We start from the raw sequence: 20,171 nt of genomic DNA, 5'->3' as shown, positions 1-20,171 counted from the left end.
GCCCAGGAGATCACCGCCGGGACGTTCCAGCCCGCCCGGAACCAGTAAATCCCGCCCAGGGAGCGGCGGTTGAAGACCTGGAGGGCGTCCGCGTCGTACATCCCGCCGCACCGCACGAAACCGATGAGCGTGATGACAGCCCACGGCGTGCCGATCGCCGTCAACAACAGCACGAAGGACGTCATCGCGGACTGGGCGTTCCAGGCGTAGTGGCCGACGAAGACGCAGACCATGGCGACGACCGCGACCGCGCACGTGGCCCGGGCCCGGGACGCGCGGGGCAGGATCGCGTCCAGGTCGAGGCCCATGGAGTAGAGCATCAGCCCGGCGTTGCCGACCGAGCCCGCAGAGGCGGCGAGCAGCAGCGGGACCAGGTACCAGGTGGGCGACGCCGACACCAGCGGGCCCGCGTAGTCGAGGGCCGCCCGTGCCCCGAACGCCGTGAACGTGCCGAAGAGTTGGGGCACGAGGAGACCGGCGATCAGGCCGAGCCAGGTCGCGTGCAGGACCCGGCGTGAGGTGTGGCGGCCCGGGGAGATGTAGCGCGTGTAGTCGCCGAGCAGGGTGATGAACGCGATCGGCCCGGACAGTCCCGCCGCCACCGTCGCCAGACACCACGTCGGCCAGAACCCGCCCAGCAGATAGCCCCCCGCCTCCGGCAGCGCGCCGGTCGTGAAGCGCGGGGCGTACGCGATCACGCCGAGGACCAGCAGCGCCGTCATGCCGACGGACAGCACGCGGGACATGGCCAGCAGCACCCGGTAGCCGTACACCGCGCCCGCCACGGTCGCCGCCGCGAGCAGCGCGTACACGACGGCGTACGAGGCCCCGTCCGACGGCAGCCCGAACAGCCGCCCCAGCACACCCACCATCACATCGCCGCCGATCCACACGGTCAGCGCGGTGTAGCCGAGGGCGAGGAGGAGGCCGACCACCGATCCGACCAGCCGGCCCCGCACCCCGAACTGAGCACCGGACGACGTCGACAGGTTGGTCGCGGTGCGCAGCGAGACCAGCGCCAGCGGGGCCGTGAACAGCGTGCCGACCACCGTGCCCGCCACGATCGAGGAGACCGAGGCCCACCAGCCCAGCCCGAACGACGGCGGCAGCCAGCCGAAGATGATCACGCCGAGGCAGAGGTTGGAGCCGAGCAGGATCGACACGAGGTCACGCGGGCCGCTGGTGCGTTCCGCGTCCGGGACGGTGTCGACGCCGCGCTGTTCTATCGGCATGATGGGCCACCTCTTTCTTAGAGTGACGTTCAATGTGAACCGAGCGACGGTGGCGCGTCAAGCATTCCGCATATGGCTTTTACCGTTTAGAGTGATGCTCTAAAGAAGGGATACGGGATGAGGCTCACCCCCACGGAACGCGACCGGCTGCTGCTGTTCTCGGCCGCCGAACTGGCCCGCGCCCGCAAGGCGCGCGGCCTGAGACTCAACGTGCCGGAGGCCACCGCGCTCATCGCGGACACGGTGTGCGAGGCAGCCCGTGACGGTGCCCGGCTTGCCTTCGCGATCGAGCGCGCGCGGTCCGTCCTCGGTCCCGACGACGTTCTCCCGGGCGTCGCCGACGTCGTCACCGAGGTGCACGTCGAGGCCGTCTTCGACGACGGTTCGCGGCTCGCGGTGGTCTCGGACCCGATCGGCGGGGGGCTGGCCGGGGACGCCCCGGGCGCCCTGCTCCCGGGTCCGCCGCACGCCGAACCCGAGGCCGTCGTCCGCGTCACGGTCACCAACACCGCGACCGTCCCCGTCTCCGTGACCTCCCACTTCCACTTCTTCGAGGCCAACCCGCGCCTCGACTTCCCCCGCGCCGAGGCCTACGGCATGCGGCTCGCCGTACCCGCCGGATCCTCCGTCCGCTTCGGCCCGGGCGAGACCGCTGAGGTCGGCCTGCTACCCATCGGCGGCGAGCGCATCGCGATCGGTTTCGCGGGCCTCGTCGACGGACCGCTGGACGCGCCGGGCGCGAAGGAAGAGGCCCTGCGCCGGGCAACTGCCTGCGGTTACCTCGGAGTTGAGCTGTGAACCCGTACGAGTACGCCGCCACCCACGGTCCCCGCGCCGGCGACCGCGTCCGCCTCGGCGACTCGGGGCTGACGATCCGCGTGGAGTCCGACTCGCAGCGCTACGGCGACGAGTTCCTCGCCGGGTTCGGCAAGACGGCCCGCGACGGACTGCACCTCAAGGCCGCCGCCGTGCGCGACACCTGTGATGTCGTGATCAGCAATGTGGTCGTGATCGACGCCGTGCAGGGCATCCGAAAGGTGTCCGTCGGTATCCGCGAAGGGCGGATCTGCTCGATCGGGCGGGCCGGCAATCCCGACACCCTCGACGGCGTGGACGTCGTCGTCGGCACCGGTACCTCCATCGTGTCGGGCGAGGGGCTCATCGCCACCGCGGGCGCGGTCGACACCCATGTGCACCTCCTCTCGCCGCGCATCATGGAGGCCTCGCTGGCGTCCGGGGTGACGACGATCATCGGGCAGGAGTTCGGCCCGGTGTGGGGTGTCGGCGTCAATTCGCCCTGGGTGCTGCGCCACGCGTTCAACGCCTTCGACGCCTGGCCGGTCAACATCGGCTTCCTGGGCCGGGGTTCGTCGTCCGACGCGGCTCCGCTGATGGAGGCTCTCGCCGAGGGGGGCGCGTCCGGCTTCAAGGTGCACGAGGACATGGGCGCCCACACCCGCGCGCTGGACACCGCGTTGCGGGTCGCCGAGGAGCACGACGTCCAAGTCGCCCTGCACAGCGACGGGTTGAACGAGTGCCTGTCCGTCGAGGACACCCTGCGCGTCCTGGAGGGCCGGACGATCCACGCCTTCCACATCGAGGGCTGCGGCGGCGGACACGTGCCGAACGTCCTGAAAATGGCCGGAGTCGCGAACGTCATCGGCTCCTCCACCAATCCCACCCTGCCCTTCGGCAGGGACGCGGTCGCCGAGCACTACGGCATGATCGTCTCCGTCCACGACCTGAAGACCGACCTGCCCGGCGACGCCGCGATGGCCCGCGACCGTATCCGCGCCGGGACGATGGGCGCCGAGGACGTGCTGCACGACCTGGGCGCGATCGGCATCACCTCGTCCGACGCGCAGGGCATGGGCCGGGCCGGTGAGACCGTGCGCCGTACGTTCGCGATGGCCGGGAAGATGAAGGCCGAGTTCGGCGCGCTCGGCGGTTTTCCGGAGACGGACCACGACAACGAACGCGTCCTGCGCTACATCGCCAAGCTGACCATCAACCCCGCGATCGCGCACGGACTTTCCCACGAGGTCGGCTCCATCGAGGTCGGCAAGCTCGCGGACATCGTGCTGTGGCGGCCGGAGTACTTCGGCGCGAAGCCGCAGCTCGTGCTGAAGTCCGGGTTCCCGGCGTACGGCGTGGTCGGCGACCCCAACGCGGCGACCGACACCTGCGAACCCCTCGTCCTGGGACCGCAGTTCGGCGCGCACGGCTCGACGCCCGCCGACATCTCCGTGGCCTTCGTGGCCCAGGCCGCCCTGGACCAGGGCAACGACTCGATGCCAACTCGGCGCCGGCGCGTGGCAGTTGGCGGCACGCGGGGTATCGGGCCCGCCGACCTGCGGCTCAACTCCCGTACCGGAGCGGTCGATGTGGACCAGCGGACCGGCCTGGTCACCCTGGACGGCGAACCGATCCGCTCGGAGCCCGCCGGGTCGGTCGCCCTCAACCGCCTCTACTTCCTCTAGGCCCCCCGGAGTTCCTCATGACCTATCGCATGCCGCCCGAGTGGGCCCCGCACGAGCGCACCTGGATGGCCTGGCCCGGGCCCAACCCGACCTTCAGCACTGCCGAGGAACTGACGGAGGCCCGCGCCGCCTGGGCGTCCGTGGCCCGTGCCGTGCGCCGCTTCGAACCGGTGACGATGGTGCACGGGCCGGGTCAGGGCGAGTCCGCGCGCGAGCTGCTCGGCCCGGAGGTCGACCTGGTCGAGCGTGAGCTGGACGACGCGTGGATGCGGGACATCGGCCCCACGTTCGTCACCGACGGCCGTGAACTGGCCGCCGTGGACTGGACGTTCAACGGCTGGGGCGCCCAGGACTGGGCCCGCTGGGAGCACGACTCCAAGATCGCCCGCCATGTCGCCGACCTGGCCGGAGTTCCCGCACTCAGCAGCACGCTCGTCAACGAGGGCGGCGCGATCCACGTCGACGGCGAGGGCACGGTGCTGCTCACGGAGACGGTCCAGCTCGGCGCCGGCCGCAACCCCGGCTGGACGCGCGAGCAGGTCGAGGCGGAGATCCACGCCAGGTTGGGCACCACAAAGGCGATCTGGCTCCCGCACGGCCTCACCGGCGACTACGGCGTCTACGGCACCCAGGGCCACGTCGACATCGTCGCGGCCTTCGCCGGGCCCGGCACCGTCCTGGTCCACAGCCAGCGCGACCCGGCCCACCCGGACCACGCCCGCTCGCAGGAGTACCTCGCCCTCCTCCGCGCCGAGACCGACGCGAAGGGCCGGCGCCTGGAGGTCGTGGAGGTTCCGGCGCCGACCGTCCTCCAAGACGAGGACGGCGACTGGGTCGACTACTCCTACATCAACCACTACCTCTGCAACGGCGGGGTCGTGCTCTGCGCCTTCGACGACCCGGGCGACGAGGTCGCGGCCGGCATCTTCCGCCGTCTCTTCCCCGAGCGGACGGTCACGCTGGTGGACGCCCGTACGATCTTCGCGGGCGGTGGAGGCATCCACTGCATCACCCAGCAGCAGCCGAAGATCTGAAGATCCACGGAGGGAGACGGGCGATGGCCGGTGCGCGGAAGAACGCGCCGCCGCGCGAGGACGTCCTCGCCGCGGCCATGGGCATGATCGCCGAACGTGGCCTGGAGCGGCTCACCATGGCGGCGCTCGGCCGCGAGGTCGGCATGAGCAGCGGCCATCTCCTCTACTACTTCCACTCCAAGGACGAACTCCTGCTCCAGGCACTGGAGTGGAGCGAGGGCAGGCTGGGCGCCGAGCGCGGCCGCCTGCTCACCCGCACGGGAGCCACGGTCCGCGAGCGCGTCGACGCGTACGTCGACCTGTACGTCCCCGAAGGCCACCGCGACCCGCACTGGACGCTGTGGCTGGAGGTCTGGAACCGCTCGCAGAACGCCGATGACGACGCCCGCGACCGGCAGGCCGCCATCGAGGGCGTCTGGCACCGCGACCTGGTCGCACTGATCGCGGAGGGCGTCTCACGGGGCGAGTTCCGGGCCGTCGACCCGGACCGGTTCGCGGCCCGGCTGCGCGCTCTCCTCGACGGTTTCTCCATCCATGTGGCGATCGGGCTGCGGGGCACGGACCGGGCGCAAGTTCTCGGCCACGTAAGGGAGTTCCTGGACGAGGGGCTCCTCGCGGACGCGTGAACTTCCGTCCCGGTTGTACGCAATGCGACCGATTGACCCCCTCGAACCCGGTGCGTTTGCATCCCTGTGAGTCCCCGGTGAGGGACCGGGGGACGACGAGGTTTCGGGGGAAGCCATGTTGATGTCCAGACGTACCTCCACCATGTCCTTGGGCGCCGCGCTGCTCCTCGCGCTGGGTGCCGCCGCCGTCCCGGCCGGCGCGGCACCGCACCGGCCGCCCGGTGCGGAACGGGTCAGCACCGCGGCCGACGGCGGCCAGGCCGACGGGTCGTCCGCCGAGGCCGCGATCAGCGCCGACGGCCGGTCCGTGGCGTTCACGTCGACCGCGCCGAGCTTCGGCTGCGCACGCTCCTTCTCGTGCCTGCGGGTGAAGAACCTGGCCACCGGCGGGGTGACCGCGATCGACCTCGGTCCCGGATACGCGTACAGCGCACCGGTGTTGAGCGCGGACGGGAGCCGGGTCGCGTACTCCGCCGGCACCCGTTTCACGGCCCCGTACCTCTACGACCGAGCCACCGGCAGTTCGACGAAGCTGTGGCCCGAAAACCCGCCCGGATCGAACGAGTTGGGCCGCGTGGAGTCGCTCAGCCCGGACGGCGCACACGTCGCGTACACCCTCGGCAACCGCAACGGCCCGGACGCCACCCGGCTCCTCTACGTCCGCGACACGGCCACCGGCGCCGACGAACTCGTCTCACCGGCCGAGGAGGGCGACAAGAACGGGGCCTCGGTGAGCGGCGACGGCAAGCGGGTCGCGTACGGCATTCGCACCGGCTCCGAGGACGACCCGGCCGACGTCTACGTCAAGGACCGCGCGACGGGCGAGCGGACCCAGGTCGACACGGGCCTCGGCGCCGCCTACCTGGTCCGCGTCACGGCGGACGGCCGCCGCGTCCTCCTCGACGCCGAGGGCGGCCTGTACGTCCACGACCTGCGCACGGGGAAGTCCCGGCGCGTGGCCGAGGGGCGTCCGGAGTCGGTCACGGCGGACGGCCGGTACGCCGTGGTCTCGGGCGAGGACGGAACCCGGGTGCGTGACCTGCGGACCGGGCGGAAGGGCGCCGCCCTCCCGTGGAACAGCCAGACCGGCCCGGACGCGCTGACCGCCAACGGCCGTACGGTGACGTTCGGTTCGGCGGCGTCCTACCTGGTGCCGGACGACACCAACGGCGAGTCGGACGTGTTCGTCTACACGGGGAAGCTCGCCACGCACCCGGCCCCGATCCCGTACGTCACCGAACGGATCAGCCTCACGCGGGACGGGCAGCAGCGCACCGCCGCATCCCACGACCCGGTGATCGCGGACGACCGCAACCTCTCCTTCACGTCGGACGGCGGCGTCTTCGTCAACGCACCCGGAGGCATCTCCCAGGTCAACGACGCCACCCAGAAACCCTCGTCCGAAGGCACGCCCTGCACCAGCGGACGCATGGTCGGCTATGTCGCGCCGCACGCGACCGACGGCGCCCCGGAGGTCTTCATCCGCAACCGCTCGGTCGGCAAGCTGACCGGCCTCGCCTCCTACCAGGGCGTCCGCTTCACCTGGATGGGGCAGCCCGCGATGGAACCCGGCTGCCGGTGGATCACCTACGCCGCGACCCTGCCCGCCACCACCACCGACCCCGCACCCCAGCCCCGGATCTACCGCTTCACGTTCAACGGCGGCGCCACCGACGTGGTCAGCGCCCCCACGGGCAAGGCGGCGACCAACCCGTCCATCAGCTACAACGGCCGGTACATCGCCTTCGAGCAGGGTGGCGCCGTCCACGTCCGCGACCTGGACACCGGCACCCTGGAGAAGGCCGCCGACAAGGCATCGGCGCCTTCCCTCAGCGACGACGGGCGCAAGGTCGCCTTCCAGCACGGCCGGGACGTCTACGTCCGTGACCTCGACACCCGGACCACGACCCGGGTCACCAAGGCCGCTGAGCCCTCGCTCTCCGGGGACGGAGCGCGGGTCGCGTACACCTCGGGGGGCTCCGTGTACCTGCTCGAACTGTCCACCGGCAAGCGGCAGTTGATGAGCGCCGACCGCTGGGGCGGCCGTAGCGACCTCCCGGCGCTGCACCCGTCCGTCAACGACGACGGGACGGTCGTCGCCTTCGAGTCCGCGTCGTCCGACCTGGTGGCGGGCGACACCAACGGGGTCTCGGACGTCTTCATCCGCCAGGCGAGTTGATCAACCGACTGTTCGCATCATGAGACGGACGGTGAGCACGGGCGCGGGTGTGCCAGACTGCGTCCGTGTTCTCGTTCGCCACGATTATTGGCAGCAGGCGCGCCGGTCCGCAGTGACCGCCTCGTACGACCAGGTACGGGCGGCCACCGTCGTCACTCGACCCGCGCGCAGACCTCTCGCACCCGCGAGGGGTTTTTCGCTTTTCTGGCCCACCCGCAGCCGGGAAAGCAGTGCGAGGGATCATTGAGGGACGGTGGAGCCGGTCATTCCGGTACAGACCGAGATTCAGATCCTCAGGAGCCAGACACCATGACGGAAACCAGCGAACTCGACGATTCGTTCCACGTCTTCGACACGACCCTGCGTGACGGCGCGCAGCGGGAGGGCATCAACCTCACCGTCGCGGACAAGCTGGCCATCGCACGGCACCTGGACGACTTCGGCGTCGGCTTCATCGAGGGCGGCTGGCCCGGCGCCAACCCGCGGGACACCGAGTTCTTCGCCCGCGCCCGGCAGGAGATCGACTTCAAGCACGCCCAGCTGGTCGCGTTCGGCGCCACCCGGCGAGCGGGCGCCAAGGCGGCCGAGGACCCGCAGGTCAAGGCGCTCCTGGACTCCGGCGCGGACGTCATCACCTTGGTCGCGAAGTCCCACGACCGGCATGTCGAGCTGGCCCTGCGCACCACCCTCGACGAGAACCTGGCGATGGTCCGCGACACGGTCTCCCACCTGGTCGCCCAGGGCCGCCGCGTCTTCGTCGACTGCGAGCACTTCTTCGACGGCTACCGCGCGAACCCCGAGTACGCGAAGGCGGTCGTACGGTCCGCCGCCGAGGCCGGCGCGTCCGTCGTCATCCTGTGCGACACCAACGGCGGGATGCTCCCGGCGCAGATCCAGGCGGTCGTCTCCACGGTCCTCGCCGACACCGGCGCCCGGCTCGGCATCCACACCCAGGACGACACGGGCTGCGCGGTCGCCAACACCCTCGCCGCCGTCGACGCGGGCGCGACCCACGTCCAGTGCACGGCGAACGGCTACGGCGAGCGCGTAGGCAACGCCAACCTCTTCCCGGTGGTCGCCGCCCTGGAGCTGAAGTACGGCAAGAAGGTCCTCCCCGACGGCAAGCTCCGCGAGATGACCCGCATCTCGCACGCGATCGCCGAGGTAGTGAACCTCACCCCGTCCACGCACCAGCCCTACGTCGGCGTCTCGGCCTTCGCCCACAAGGCGGGCCTGCACGCCTCCGCGATCAAGGTCGACCCGGACCTCTACCAGCACATCGACCCCGAGCAGGTCGGCAACACGATGCGGATGCTGGTCTCCGACATGGCGGGCCGCGCGTCGATCGAACTCAAGGGCAAGGAACTCGGCGTAGACATCAGCGGCGACCGCGAGCTGGTGGGCCGGGTGGTGGAGCGTGTGAAGGAACGCGAACTAAAGGGCTACACATACGAGGCGGCAGACGCGAGCTTCGAGCTGTTGCTCCGCGCGGAGGCGGAGGGCAAGGCCCGCTCCTACTTCGAGGTCGAGTCCTGGCGCGCGATCGTCGAGGACCGCCCCGACGGCACTCACGCCAACGAGGCCACGGTCAAACTCTTCGCCAAGGGCGAGCGCATCGTCGCCACCGCCGAGGGCAACGGCCCGGTCCACGCCCTCGACCGCGCCCTCCGCGTAGCCCTCGAAAAGATCTACCCCCAACTCGCCAAACTGGAGCTCGTCGACTACAAGGTCCGCATCCTGGAAGGCAAGCACGGCACGTCCTCCACGACCCGCGTCCTGATCGCCACGTCCGACGGCTCGGCGGAGTGGTCGACGGTAGGCGTAGCGGAGAACGTCATCGCCGCGTCCTGGCAGGCTCTGGCGGACGCGTACACGTACGGCTTGCTGCGCGCGGGAGTTGAGCCGGCGGAGTAGGGGAGCCAAACGCCGGAGGGGCTAAAAATCAGCCCCTCCGGCGGTGCTCTTCAGCCCCTCCGGCGTTTGAGGAGCGGGGGTCCAGGGGGCAGAGCCCCCTGGCGGGGCCTGGGGCGGAGCCCCAGAAGGATGGGACGGGTAGGGGCGGCGGGGGCGAAAACCTACTGCAGATGCCACTTCTGGTTAGCAGCCCCCGTGCACGTCCAGATCTGCGCCCGGGTCCCGTTCGTCGACGTGTTGCCCGTGACGTCCAGGCACTTGTTGGCCGCCGTATTCACCACGTCACCGGTACTCGCGTTGTACGACCACTGTTGCGCGGCGGTCCCATTGCAGTCGTACAACTGAACCTTCGCCCCATCCGCCGTCGAAGCCGACGTCACGTCAAGGCACTTGCCGAGCGCGCGGACCGTGCCGTCGGTGCCCACGGTCCACTGCTGGGCGGTCGAGGAGTTGCAGTCGTAGAGCTGGACGGCCGTGCCGTTGGTGGTCGAACTCCCGGCCACATCAAGGCACTTGCTCGCGAGGCCGACGAACGCACCGGTCTGGCTGCCGCCGCCGGCCTGCGTCCCCGTCCACGTGAACGTCGCCGACGTCTTCCCCGGCAACGAGTAAGTCGCGTGCTGCCCACCCCAGTTGATGGTGACGGTCTTCGCGGTGGACGCGTCGTTGTACGCGATCAGCGCCTTCGACCCGTCCGGGTTGCGCCACGCCACGTTGGGCACGTTCGTGGACGCCGTAGAAGCGATCCGCTGAGCACCAGGCCGTACGAACTTGGTCAGTTGACCCATCGTGTAGTACTCGACGGTGTAGTCGACGGTCCCGCTCGCCCCGTCCCCGTTGTGCACGGTGATGAGCCCAGTGCAGGTACCACAACCACCGTTGTGCGGCCCCATGTTCTGGTCCACGGCCAACGACCACTTCGTCACCGACTTCGCCCAATTCCGGGTGTAGTCAATGATGTTGTTCATGTCCTCGCGCTGCTGGTTGGCGATCCAGGTGCCGCCGGAGTGCTCGGTGCCGAAGGCGTCGAGGGTGGGGTACTGGTTGTGGACGGTGGTCTGCTTGGTGACGTCACCGCCGTAGCCGTGCCAGGCGATGCCGCCGAAGTTGGGGTTCGAGCGGACGGCCGCGTCGTCCACCGTCGAGGCGGCGTACGAGTCGTACACGTCCCAGTTCCAGTCGTGCGCCAGCACCTTCGTGGTCAGGCCGGACGTGTTGAGCTTCGGGAGCAGTTCGCTCTTGGTGAAGTAGGCGAGCCCGGACGCGTTCCAGCTCATCGACGGGTAGCCGGAGCAACACGTCGGCTCGTTCTGGACGGTCACGTACGAGACCGGAACGCCCTGGTCCTTGTACGCCTGGAGGTACTTGACGAAGTAGGTGGCGTAGGCGCCGTAGTCCTCGGACTTCAGCCAGCCCCCGTTGAGCGAACCGCTGTCCTTCATCCACGCCGGTGCCGTCCATGGCGAGGCCATGACAGTCAGGGACGGGTTCAGTGAGAGCGCCTGCTTGGTGAGCGGCACGACATCGGCCAGGTCGTGCGCGATCGAGAAGGAGTTGAGGTTCGGGTCGGTCTGGCCGGCCGCCACGTCGTCGTACGAGTACCCGTACCGGGCCAGGTCGGAGGCGCCCATCGGGTTGCGCAGGAACGACAGCCCGATCCCGTCGGTCGGTGAGAACAGCTTGGTCATGGTCGCGTTGCGGGTCGCCGCCGACAGCGCGCCGCTGCTGTTCATCAGCCAGGCCGCCGTGTCCGTGAAGGACGCGCCGCCCCCGGTGAACGTCTGGTAGCGGGTGTTCTCGTCGACGGTGATGTTCTCGCCGCTGCCGCCCGTCCCGGACGAGAAGGCGAACGGAGTCTGGGCCTGGAGGCCGCGCGTGACATGGCGTCCGGCGGCGTCGTCGGTGGTGGTGAGCCAGGCCGTGACCTGTTCACCGGCAGCGTGCGCGGGGGGTACGGCCGCGGTGAAGCCGGCCACGGAGAGCAGTCCGGCGAGCAGCAGCCGGGCCGTGCGGGGGGTTCTCCTGGACATGGATGCGTTAGCCCTTCCTGACGAGACGTCTTGACGGGTCTGCGGGCCGTTAGTTAACTCACGGCGTGATCTAAGTCATGAGTGAACTGTGCGAACCCAGAGTGAACCAGAGCCTCAGAGCCGAGGGAAGGTCCATGCCAAGAACCGCCCTGCTCGTTTCCACCGCCCTGTGCGCCGCGCTGCTGTCACCGGCGGCCGTCTCCCAGGCGGCCGCCGCCGCCGATCCAGCCCCCACCCCCGTCGACCGCTTCGAGGGCGAGGTGCCCTTCGCGAGCCAGCCCGCCGAGGGCATCTTCACCTGGGGCGGTGACACCGACGACCCGCCCCAGCTCGCCCTGACCGCGAGACCCGACGCCCCCGAGGGCGCGAAGGTTCTCACCGGGACGTACGAGATCAGCGGCTACGGCGGCTTCAGCCACGACTACGCCGCGACCGAACCCGGCCACGACTGGTCCGCCCACCAGGGCATCCGCTTCTGGTGGGACGGCCAGAACACCGGCAAGGCCACCAACTTCGAGATCAAGGACGGCGGCGCGAACGGCGAGGCCTCCGAGCTGTGGACGACGTCCTTCACGGACGACTTCACCGGCTGGAAGCAGATCGAGATCCCGTTCACCAACTTCGTCTACCGCACGGACTACCAGCCCGTCGGCGGCATCGACCACGTCCTCGGCCTCACCCAGATGTGGGGCTACGCGGTCACCCTCCCGGTCGGCATCCACGGCCAGTTCGCCATGGACGACGTCGAGTTGTACGGCAAGGCCGACCAGTCCCTGCGCGCCTCCGTCACCACCGACTCGGCCGTCTACCCGGTCAAGCAGGGCGGTACGGCCGCGGTCAAGGTCACCGTCTCCACCACAGGCGCCGTCCCGCTCGACGACCCGGTGACCGTCGCCTACGCGTCCGACGGCGGCACCGCCACCTCCGGCAAGGACTACACCCCGGTCTCCGGCACGCTCACCTTTCCGGCGGGCACCGCGTCCGGTGCCACGCAGACCGTCAAGGTCCGCACGCTCAAGGACAAGTCGGCCGAGAACGCCGAGACGATCCCGCTGAAGCTCACGGTCACCGGCGCCAAGGCCCCGACCGAGAACCCGCAGGTCGTCATCGACGCACACGGACTGCCGTACCTGGACAGCAAGTTGCCCGTCAAGAAGCGCGTCGCCGACCTCGTCAAGCGCATGTCGCTGGAGGAGAAGGCCGGGCAGATGACCCAGGCCGAGCGCGGCGGCATCGGCACGGGCGCCGACATCGCCTCCTACGACCTCGGCTCCCTGCTCTCCGGCGGCGGCTCGACCCCGACGCCCAACACGGCAGCCGCCTGGGCGAAGATGATCGACTCGTTCCAACTCCGCACGCAGGCAACGCGGTTCCAGATCCCGCTGATCTACGGCGTCGACGCGGTGCACGGCCACAACAACCTGGCCGGCGCCACGATCATGCCGCACAACATCGGCATCGGCGCGACCCGTGACCCCCAACTCGCCGAACAGGCAGGCGCGGTGACGGCCAGTGAGGTCCGCTCGACCGGCGTCCCGTGGGACTTCGCGCCCTGCCTCTGCGTCACCCGCGACGAACGCTGGGGCCGTTCCTACGAGTCGTTCGGTGAGGACCCGGCACTGGTCCAGTCGATGGAGACGGTGATCCAGGGTCTCCAAGGCGCCGCGAACGGCAAGCAGTTGAAGGACGACGACAAGGTCCTCGCCACCGCCAAGCACTTCGTCGGCGACGGCGGCACCGCGTACGGCTCCTCCACGACGGGCACGTACACGACCGACCAGGGCGTCACCACGGTCACCCGGCAGCAGCTGGAAGCCATCCACCTCGCCCCCTACCAGACGGCGGTCGACCGGGGTATCGGCACGGTCATGCCGTCCTACTCCTCGCTCGACATCGTCGGCGACGGCCTCGGCCCGGTGAAGATGCACGCCCGCGCCGACATGATCAACGGCGTCCTCAAGAACCGGATGGGCTTCGACGGCTTCGTCATCAGCGACTGGAACGCCATCGACCAACTCCCCGGCGACTACGCCTCGCACGTCGACACAGCGGTCAACGCGGGCGTCGACATGATGATGGTCCCGTACAGCTACAAGGACTTCAGCTCGACGCTCATCGCCGAGGTGAAGGCGGGCCACGTCACCGAGAAGCGGATCGACGACGCCGTATCCCGCATCCTCACCCAGAAGTTCAAGCTCGGCCTCTTCGAGAAGCCGTACGCCGACACGAGCAACGCCTCGAAGATCGGCTCGACTTCGCACCGGGCCGTGGCCCGGCAGGCGGCGGCCGAGTCGCAGGTGCTGCTGAAGAACGCGGGTGGCGTCCTGCCGTTGAAGAAGAACCAGAAGGTCTACGTCGCCGGTTCCAACGCCGACGACCTCGGCAACCAGACCGGCGGCTGGACCATCACCTGGCAGGGCGCGTCCGGCACCAACACCACCGGCACGACGATCCTCCAGGGGATGAAGAACGCCGGCGGGAACGTCACCTACTCGAAGGACGCGTCCGCCTCGACCAGCGGTTATGACGTGGGCGTGGTCGTCGTCGGCGAGACCCCGTACGCCGAGGGCGTGGGCGATGTCGGCAACGGCAACGACCTGACCCTCACCCCGGCCGACCAGGCAGCTGTCGACAAGGTGTGCGCGGCGATGAAGTGCGCGGTGCTCATCGTCTCCGGGCGACCGCAGCTGATCGGGGACCAACTCCCCAAGATCGACGCCCTGGTGGCCTCCTGGCTGCCGGGCACCGAGGGCGACGGCGTGGCCGACGTGCTCTACGGCAAGCGGTCCTTCACCGGTCAACTCCCGGTCACCTGGCCGAAGTCGGAGGCCCAGCTCCCGATCAACGTGGGTGACACGTCGTACGATCCGCAGTTCCCGTACGGCTGGGGACTGACGACGCTGACGAAGGCGCCGACGGGTGGCACGTCCGCCCTGAAGGCGCTGGAGGCCGCGGCGGCGCACGCCAGGTCGGCGTCGGCGGGCAAGGCGCTGGTCACCAAGGCGCGGCTGCTCGTGCAGGCGAAGGTGGGGCAGAACGTGACGGCGGCGGTGTCGAAGCCGTTCGCCGACGCGGACCATCTGCTGCTGACGGGTAAGTACGCGGCGGCTGTGAAGAAGTTGGAGGAGGCGTACCGGGCGGCATAGCAACCGCCCATGGTTCCCTGCACCCCCTGCGGCCTCAACGGCGCGGGGGGTGCGGCTCGTTGGCGGGGAGTTCCACCGTGACGCGGAGGCCGCCGGCCGGGCGCGGGGCCAGGGTGAGCGTGCCGTCGTGGGCGCCGGTGATGGTCTTGACGATCGCCAGGCCGAGGCCGACTCCCGCGTGGTCGCTGTGGACGCGCTCGGTCCCGCGTTGGAAGGGCTCGGTGAGGGTCGGGACCTGGTGGGGGGTGAGCAGGTCGCCGGTGTTCTCGACCGTGAGGACCGCGGAGTCGGGACCGACGGCGGTGGTCACCCAGACGGTGCCCTGGTCGGGGAGGTTGTGGACGATCGCGTTCTGCACGAGGTTCGTGGTGAGTTGGAGCAGGAGCGGCTGCGAGCCTCGGGTGGGAGTGATGTCGCCGTCGGTCTCGATGGTGACGCCGTGCTTCTCCGCGAGGGGGAGGAGTGTCTCGGTGGCCTCCTCCGCGACGAGGGAGAGGTCGACGGGTTCCCGGGTGAAGGACCGTTGGTTGGCGCGGCTGAGCAGGAGCAGTGCTTCGGTGAGGTCGATGGCTCGGGTGTTGACGGCGTGGAGGCGGTCGACGAGTTCACCGGTGTCGTGGTCCGGGTCGGTGCGGGCCACGTCGAGCAGTGCCTTCGAGATCGCCAGCGGGGTGCGCAGCTCGTGGGAGGCGTTGGCCGCGAATCTCCGCTGTTCGGCGTCGTGTGCTTCGAGCCGCGTGAGCATGGCGTCGAAGGCGTCGGCGAGTTCGCGGAACTCGTCCTCGCGGCCCGGGAGTTCGATGCGGTGGGAGAGCGAGCCGTCCGTGGCCATGCGGGTGGCCTCCGTGATGCGGGTCAGCGGGGCGAGCATGCGCCCGGCGAGAATCCACCCTCCGACCAGGCCGAACACCAGCAGGAACGCGAGGACGGCGGCCGCTCTCGGCGCGAAGACGTCCAGGAGGGCGGACCGGATGGGGAAAACCCCGGTGGGCCGGTCGTCGGGGTTGATGAGCATCGCCCGGTTGGGGACATACCTGAGGAGGAACACCCACACCGCGGCGAGCAGCAAGGCGCCGGCCACCATGAGGAATCCGGCGTAGCTGAGGGTGAGTCTGAGGCGGACGCTCAACCCGGGCGCCCTACCCACGGTCTGCTCCGTCGTCTCCGGCCCCGGGGTGCGCCTCGATGCGATAGCCGACGCCCGGCACCGTGGCGATGATCCAGGGTTCGCCGAGCCGCTTGCGCAGCGCCGAGACGGTGATGCGCACGGCGTTGGTGAACGGGTCGGCGTTCTCGTCCCAGGCCCGCTCCAGAAGCTCCTCGGCGCTGACGACCCCGCCCTCGGCGACGACCAGGACGTCCAGCACGGCGAACTGCTTCCTGGTCAGCGCGACATAGCGGCCGTCCCGGTAGACCTCCCTGCGGAACGGGTCGACGCGCAGGCCCGCCAACTCCCTCACCGGCGGCCTGTTGTGGGCGCGTCGACGGTCCAACGCCCGCAGCCGGAGCGCGAGTTCCTGGAGTTCGAAGGGCTTCGTGAGGTAGTCGTCGGCGCCGAGTTCGAACCCGGTGGTCTTGTCGTCGAGCCGGTCGGCGGCGGTCAGCATGAGGATCGGCATACCGCTGCCGGAGGCGACGATACGGCGGGCGACCTCGTCGCCGGAGGGGCCGGGGATGTCGCGGTCGAGGACGGCGATGTCGTAGGCGTTGACGCTCAGCAGCTCCAGCGCGGTGTTCCCGTCCCCCGCGATGTCGGCCGCGATCGCGGCCAGGCGCAGGCCGTCGCGGATGGCCTCCGCCAGGTAGGGCTCGTCCTCGACGATCAGCACACGCATGGGTCCGATGGTAGGAGTCGGCACATATTGTCCGCGTATCGAAAACCCCATACGTGCCGGCAACACCGGACCGCCTTGAGTGACGGGGTGAAGATCCCCCGGATTCCTCTCGAACCCTGGAAACGCCGCCCGGAGCTCGCGGTGCCGGGCCTGCTGCTCGGCCTGCTCATGCTGCTGCACGCCCGGATCCCGAACATTGCGGGAATCGGCAGCCTGGTGGAGAGCCTCCTGCCGTGGTTCGGCCTGTACGTGCCGGTGCTGCTGGCCGCGGCGCTGTGGCGCCGCTCCGCCGTCGGGGTGGTCGCGCTGGTGCTGCCGGTCACGGTGTGGCTGAGCCTCTTCGGCGGGCTGCTCACCGACAAGTCCCACCCCGGCGGCGACCTCACCGTCGTCAGCCAGAACGTCGACGCCGGCAACTCCGACCCGGCCGGCACCGCCCGCCGACTGGCCGCCTCCGGCGCGGACTTGCTGGCCCTGGAGGAACTGACCGACCAGGCCCGGGGCACGTACGAGAAGGGGCTCGCGAAGGCGTACCCGTATCACGCGGTACGGGGCACGGTCGGGCTGTGGAGCAAGCTGCCGCTGTCGGACACGCGGCCCGTCAACGTCGTACGGGGCGATGCCGGACCGCTGGCGAAGACCAAGCCGCCCGAATCGGCGGCGGAGGCGGCGGCCGAGGTCCGGGCGCTGCGCACCACGGTGGCCACGGCTCACGGGCCGCTGGCGGTGTACGTGGCGCACCTGGGCTCCGTGCGGGTCATGCCCAGGCACGGCTTCTGGACGGACTCCCGCGACTTCGGCGCACGCGCGCTCACCAAGGCGGTCGCCGCCGAGCCGAACAAGCGGGTGGTGCTGCTCGGCGACCTGAACGGCACCACGGACGACCGTGTGTTCCACGGCCTCACCTCGCGGCTGAGCTCGGCCCAGGAGACGGCCGGGAACGGCTTCGGCTTCACCTGGCCGGCGTCCTTCCCGATCGCGCGCATCGACCAGATTCTGGTACGAGGGGTGCGGCCGCGGAGCTCGTGGGTGCTGCCCGGGACCGGCAGCGATCACCTGCCGGTGGCGGCCCGGATCAGCTGGTGAGCGGCGGCTGACGAGCGGACACAGGTGGGCCGACCAAAGCGAGCGCCGTCGGGTAGCGTCGAATCATGAAGGCCGTGATCCGGACCCGAAGCCTCCCGGGGCTCCTGCTGGCCCTGCTGCTCGCCGCCCTGACCATGGCGTCCCCGGCCGCCGCGGACACCGGCGTCTCGACGATCGCCCAAGCGCTGCGCAAGGGCCCGGTCTACGTCGACCCGGCGGCCGGCTCCGTGTTGTCGTCGGCCGACGCCGACGCGCTCGCGCAACGCGTCAAGAAGGCCGACAAACCGGTCTTCCTCGTGGTCCTCCCCGCCGGCTATCCGGCGACGAGCTTCACGACCCTCCGCACCGCGACCGGCATCACCGGCCTCTACGCGGTCCGCGTCGGGAACCGATTCGCTGCCCGAGCCGATTCCTCCGTCCTGTCGAACACCGCGGTGCAGAACCTGGTCAGCAGCGTCCAGGGCGAGGACGCGAAGACCCAGCTCACCGACTTCACCGACCGCGCGCTCGCCAGCATGGGCGGCTCGGCGCCCGCGTCCTGGGGCGGCTCGTCGGACGGCGGCGGGGGAGTCTCCGGTACGGCGCTGATCGTCGCGGGCGGGGTGCTGGTGGCCGGTGGCGCGGGGGCGTACACGCTGGTGAAGCGGGGCCGTCGCCGCCGCGAGGAGGAACAGCGGGCGGCCCTCGACAAGCTACGGGTGGTCGTGGACGAGGACATCACGGCCTTCGGCGAGGAACTGGATCGCCTCGAATTCCACCCGGCCGAACCCGGCGCCGACGACGCGATGCGCGCGGACTACGAACGCGCCCTCGACGCCTACGAGCAGGCGAAGTCGTACATGGCGGCGGCCACGAAACCGGAGGACGTCCGGTCGGTCACCCAGGCCCTGGAGGACGGCCGTTTCTCCCTCGCCCAACTCGCCGCCCGCCGCGAGGGCCGCCCGCTGCCCGAACGCCGGGCCCCCTGCTTCTTCGACCCGCGCCACGGCCCCTCGGTCGCCGACGCCACCTGGACCCCGCCCGGCGGCGCACCCCGCGAGGTCCCGGTCTGCGCGGCCGACCAGGCCCGTCTCGCCGACGGCCGGGACCCGATGATCCGCGAGGTCGACACCGACTACGGCCGCCGCCCGTACTGGGACGCCGGCCCGGCCTACGGCCCCTGGGCAGGCGGCTACTTCGGCGGCGGCCTCCTCCCCGGCCTCCTCGTCGGCACGCTCCTCGGCAGCATGATGTCCACCCCGTCCTACGCCTCCGACTACGGCACGGGCTACGGCGACTTCGGCACCGCCGGCTACGACGGCGGCGACGTCTCCGGCGCGAACTTCGACCCGGGTGACTTCGGCGGCGGCTTCGGGGACGGCGGGGACTTCGGAGGCGGCGGCGATGGTGGCGGCGGAGACTTCGGCGGAGGTTTCTGAAAGAGCGGCACCTCACGGACCTGCTGTGGCGGGACATGCAACTCCGGCCGGCGCAACCCCCTAAGGGGCGCCATGCAACTCCGGCCGGCGCAACCCCCTAAGGGGCGCGGGGAACTGCGCGACCAGCCCCCACCGGCCGGCAGCCAATCAACGACCTGCTAGCCGCTCCATCAACACCCCCGCCAACTCCAAAACCCCCCGCTCGGTCTCACTCAACGACGCCAACGCCCCCGCCAACCACACATCCCGCTCGACCATGTCCTGGTCCAGCGCCCGCCGCCCCTTCGCCGTCAGCGTGAGAACGGACTGCCGCCGATCCACCGTGTCCGGCGCACGCGAGATCAACCCCTCCGCCTCCAGTTCACCGAAGACGCGGGTCAGAGACTGCGGCCGCTGTCGCTCGGCCGCCGCGATCTCGCCGGGCGTCGCGGAGTGATGCCGGTGCAGATGCCCGAGCACGATCAGCTGGTTTGGGGTGAGCCCGGCCTCGTTGCCGCGCTCCTGCCGCAGCCGACGGTTCAGCCGTACGACGCCACGACGGATCCGGGCGGCCTCGGGGAGATGATCCATACCGGATATCGTACGCGGATACTTACTACCTATGGCCTATGGACCCCGCTATTCTCGTGATGTGACCGCCAAACTAATACGCAACGCGTACGAAGCGGCCTTGACGATGACCGCCGTACTGCTCAGCTGGGGCATCGCCCTCTGGCTGGAGGGCGCCGCCGGACTCCACACCGACGTGCTCGTCCTCGCGGTCGCCCTGACCCTCACCCTCTCCTCCACCCAGCGCACCGCCGACACCCGCCGCCGGCTCACCTCACTCGTCCTGCTGCCCGTCACGGCCGGTGCCTCGATCTTCGTCGGCCGGCTGCTCGCCTCCCACTACGCGCTCGGTGCCGCCGTCTACACGGCGGGCATGGCGCTGGCGATCTGGATCCGCCGCTACGGCCCCGCCGCCACGAAGGCCGGCACCCTGCTGGCGCTCCCGCTCGTGGCACTCCTCGTCGTCCCCGGCCCCGCGCTGCCGCCCAAGTCACAGGGCGCACTGGTCACTTGGGGCTGGGCGGCGCTGATCGGGGCGCTGGCGTGCGCCGGGGTCTGGCTGGTGCAGGGGCTGGGCGACCGGTTCGGGCCCCCGGCCTGGCGTCCGGAACCCGGCCCCGAACAACCCCCGCGCCGCTCCCG

The 20,171-nt window shown here is 70.4% G+C and carries 15 protein-coding genes; 10 read left to right on the top strand and 5 right to left on the bottom strand.

What is annotated here, in order from left to right; genetic code table 11:
- A partial coding sequence (locus AC31A1_RS24180; protein ID WP_489655328.1) for a cytosine permease occupies nt 1-1,232 on the bottom strand: 1,232 nt, incomplete at its 3' end.
- Between the two features lie 117 nt (nt 1,233-1,349).
- On the opposite strand from AC31A1_RS24180, the gene ureA reads away from it, so the two are divergent.
- The 6 genes from ureA (at nt 1,350) to cimA (ending at nt 9,465) form a co-directional block, all read left to right on the top strand.
- Entirely contained in the window at nt 1,350-2,030 is a 681-nt protein-coding gene (gene ureA, locus AC31A1_RS24175) for an urease subunit gamma (protein ID WP_489655327.1), read from the top strand.
- The gene (locus AC31A1_RS24170) at nt 2,027-3,712 is read left to right on the top strand and encodes an urease subunit alpha (RefSeq protein WP_489655326.1); all 1,686 of its coding nucleotides are present in this window, start codon (nt 2,027-2,029) and stop codon (nt 3,710-3,712) included. The genes ureA and AC31A1_RS24170 overlap by 4 nt, the downstream gene beginning before the upstream one ends.
- A 17-nt stretch (nt 3,713-3,729) precedes the next feature.
- The gene (locus AC31A1_RS24165; protein ID WP_489655325.1) at nt 3,730-4,746 is read left to right on the top strand and encodes an agmatine deiminase family protein; all 1,017 of its coding nucleotides are present in this window, start codon (nt 3,730-3,732) and stop codon (nt 4,744-4,746) included.
- Between the two features lie 23 nt (nt 4,747-4,769).
- Nucleotides 4,770-5,372 carry a TetR/AcrR family transcriptional regulator gene (locus tag AC31A1_RS24160; protein ID WP_489655324.1) on the top strand — a complete coding sequence of 201 codons (603 nt, stop codon included), beginning with the start codon at nt 4,770-4,772 and terminating at the stop codon, nt 5,370-5,372.
- 121 nt (nt 5,373-5,493) lie between these two features.
- Nucleotides 5,494-7,551: a hypothetical protein gene (locus AC31A1_RS24155; protein WP_489655323.1), complete on the top strand. Its 2,058-nt coding sequence runs from the start codon at nt 5,494-5,496 to the stop codon at nt 7,549-7,551.
- Nucleotides 7,552-7,860: 309 nt separating this feature from the next.
- Entirely contained in the window at nt 7,861-9,465 is a 1,605-nt protein-coding gene (gene cimA, locus AC31A1_RS24150) for a citramalate synthase (protein ID WP_489655322.1), read from the top strand.
- Between the two features lie 161 nt (nt 9,466-9,626).
- Here cimA and AC31A1_RS24145 read toward each other — a convergent pair whose 3' ends face one another.
- The gene (locus tag AC31A1_RS24145) at nt 9,627-11,495 is read right to left on the bottom strand and encodes a ricin-type beta-trefoil lectin domain protein (protein WP_489655321.1); all 1,869 of its coding nucleotides are present in this window, start codon (nt 11,493-11,495) and stop codon (nt 9,627-9,629) included.
- A gap of 134 nt (nt 11,496-11,629) precedes the next feature.
- Between AC31A1_RS24145 and AC31A1_RS24140 the strand changes: the two genes are divergently transcribed.
- Nucleotides 11,630-14,641 carry a glycoside hydrolase family 3 protein gene (locus AC31A1_RS24140; protein WP_489655320.1) on the top strand — a complete coding sequence of 1,004 codons (3,012 nt, stop codon included), beginning with the start codon at nt 11,630-11,632 and terminating at the stop codon, nt 14,639-14,641.
- 34 nt (nt 14,642-14,675) lie between these two features.
- Here AC31A1_RS24140 and AC31A1_RS24135 read toward each other — a convergent pair whose 3' ends face one another.
- Nucleotides 14,676-15,788, bottom strand: a complete 1,113-nt coding sequence (locus AC31A1_RS24135) for a sensor histidine kinase (RefSeq protein WP_489655319.1) — start codon at nt 15,786-15,788, stop codon at nt 14,676-14,678.
- A complete protein-coding gene (locus AC31A1_RS24130; protein WP_489655318.1) occupies nt 15,781-16,476 on the bottom strand; it encodes a response regulator transcription factor in 696 nt (231 codons plus the stop codon). Before AC31A1_RS24130 ends, AC31A1_RS24135 begins: the two co-directional genes overlap by 8 nt.
- An 87-nt stretch (nt 16,477-16,563) precedes the next feature.
- Here AC31A1_RS24130 and AC31A1_RS24125 point away from each other — a divergent pair, with 87 nt between their 5' ends.
- Together AC31A1_RS24125 and AC31A1_RS24120 are read left to right on the top strand one after the other, a co-directional pair.
- Nucleotides 16,564-17,562 (top strand): endonuclease/exonuclease/phosphatase family protein, encoded by a 999-nt coding sequence (locus AC31A1_RS24125; protein ID WP_489655317.1) that lies wholly within the window; start codon nt 16,564-16,566, stop codon nt 17,560-17,562.
- Between the two features lie 65 nt (nt 17,563-17,627).
- Nucleotides 17,628-18,980: a hypothetical protein gene (locus AC31A1_RS24120; RefSeq protein WP_489655316.1), complete on the top strand. Its 1,353-nt coding sequence runs from the start codon at nt 17,628-17,630 to the stop codon at nt 18,978-18,980.
- Nucleotides 18,981-19,127: 147 nt separating this feature from the next.
- Here the strand turns inward: AC31A1_RS24120 and AC31A1_RS24115 are convergent, their stop codons facing one another.
- Nucleotides 19,128-19,550 (bottom strand): MarR family winged helix-turn-helix transcriptional regulator, encoded by a 423-nt coding sequence (locus AC31A1_RS24115; protein WP_489655315.1) that lies wholly within the window; start codon nt 19,548-19,550, stop codon nt 19,128-19,130.
- Nucleotides 19,551-19,611: 61 nt separating this feature from the next.
- On the opposite strand from AC31A1_RS24115, the gene AC31A1_RS24110 reads away from it, so the two are divergent.
- The coding region (locus tag AC31A1_RS24110) for a hypothetical protein (RefSeq protein WP_489655314.1) at nt 19,612-20,171 on the top strand (560 nt) is incomplete at its 3' end.

The organism is Streptomyces sp. P5F9 (genome assembly GCF_057961495.1).
Note: the sequence above shows the minus strand (reverse complement) of the source record. Positions and strands in the feature narration are given on the sequence as shown.

Coding starts and splice junctions, on each gene's coding strand:
- AC31A1_RS24155 (WP_489655323.1), top strand. CDS start 5,494: ATGTCCAGACGTACCTCCACCATGTCCTTGGGCGCCGCGCTGCTCCTC.
- AC31A1_RS24120 (WP_489655316.1), top strand. CDS start 17,628: ATGAAGGCCGTGATCCGGACCCGAAGCCTCCCGGGGCTCCTGCTGGCC.
- AC31A1_RS24140 (WP_489655320.1), top strand. CDS start 11,630: ATGCCAAGAACCGCCCTGCTCGTTTCCACCGCCCTGTGCGCCGCGCTG.
- AC31A1_RS24165 (WP_489655325.1), top strand. CDS start 3,730: ATGACCTATCGCATGCCGCCCGAGTGGGCCCCGCACGAGCGCACCTGG.
- AC31A1_RS24130 (WP_489655318.1), bottom strand. CDS start 16,476: ATGCGTGTGCTGATCGTCGAGGACGAGCCCTACCTGGCGGAGGCCATC.
- AC31A1_RS24145 (WP_489655321.1), bottom strand. CDS start 11,495: ATGTCCAGGAGAACCCCCCGCACGGCCCGGCTGCTGCTCGCCGGACTG.
- AC31A1_RS24160 (WP_489655324.1), top strand. CDS start 4,770: ATGGCCGGTGCGCGGAAGAACGCGCCGCCGCGCGAGGACGTCCTCGCC.
- AC31A1_RS24115 (WP_489655315.1), bottom strand. CDS start 19,550: ATGGATCATCTCCCCGAGGCCGCCCGGATCCGTCGTGGCGTCGTACGG.
- ureA (WP_489655327.1), top strand. CDS start 1,350: ATGAGGCTCACCCCCACGGAACGCGACCGGCTGCTGCTGTTCTCGGCC.
- cimA (WP_489655322.1), top strand. CDS start 7,861: ATGACGGAAACCAGCGAACTCGACGATTCGTTCCACGTCTTCGACACG.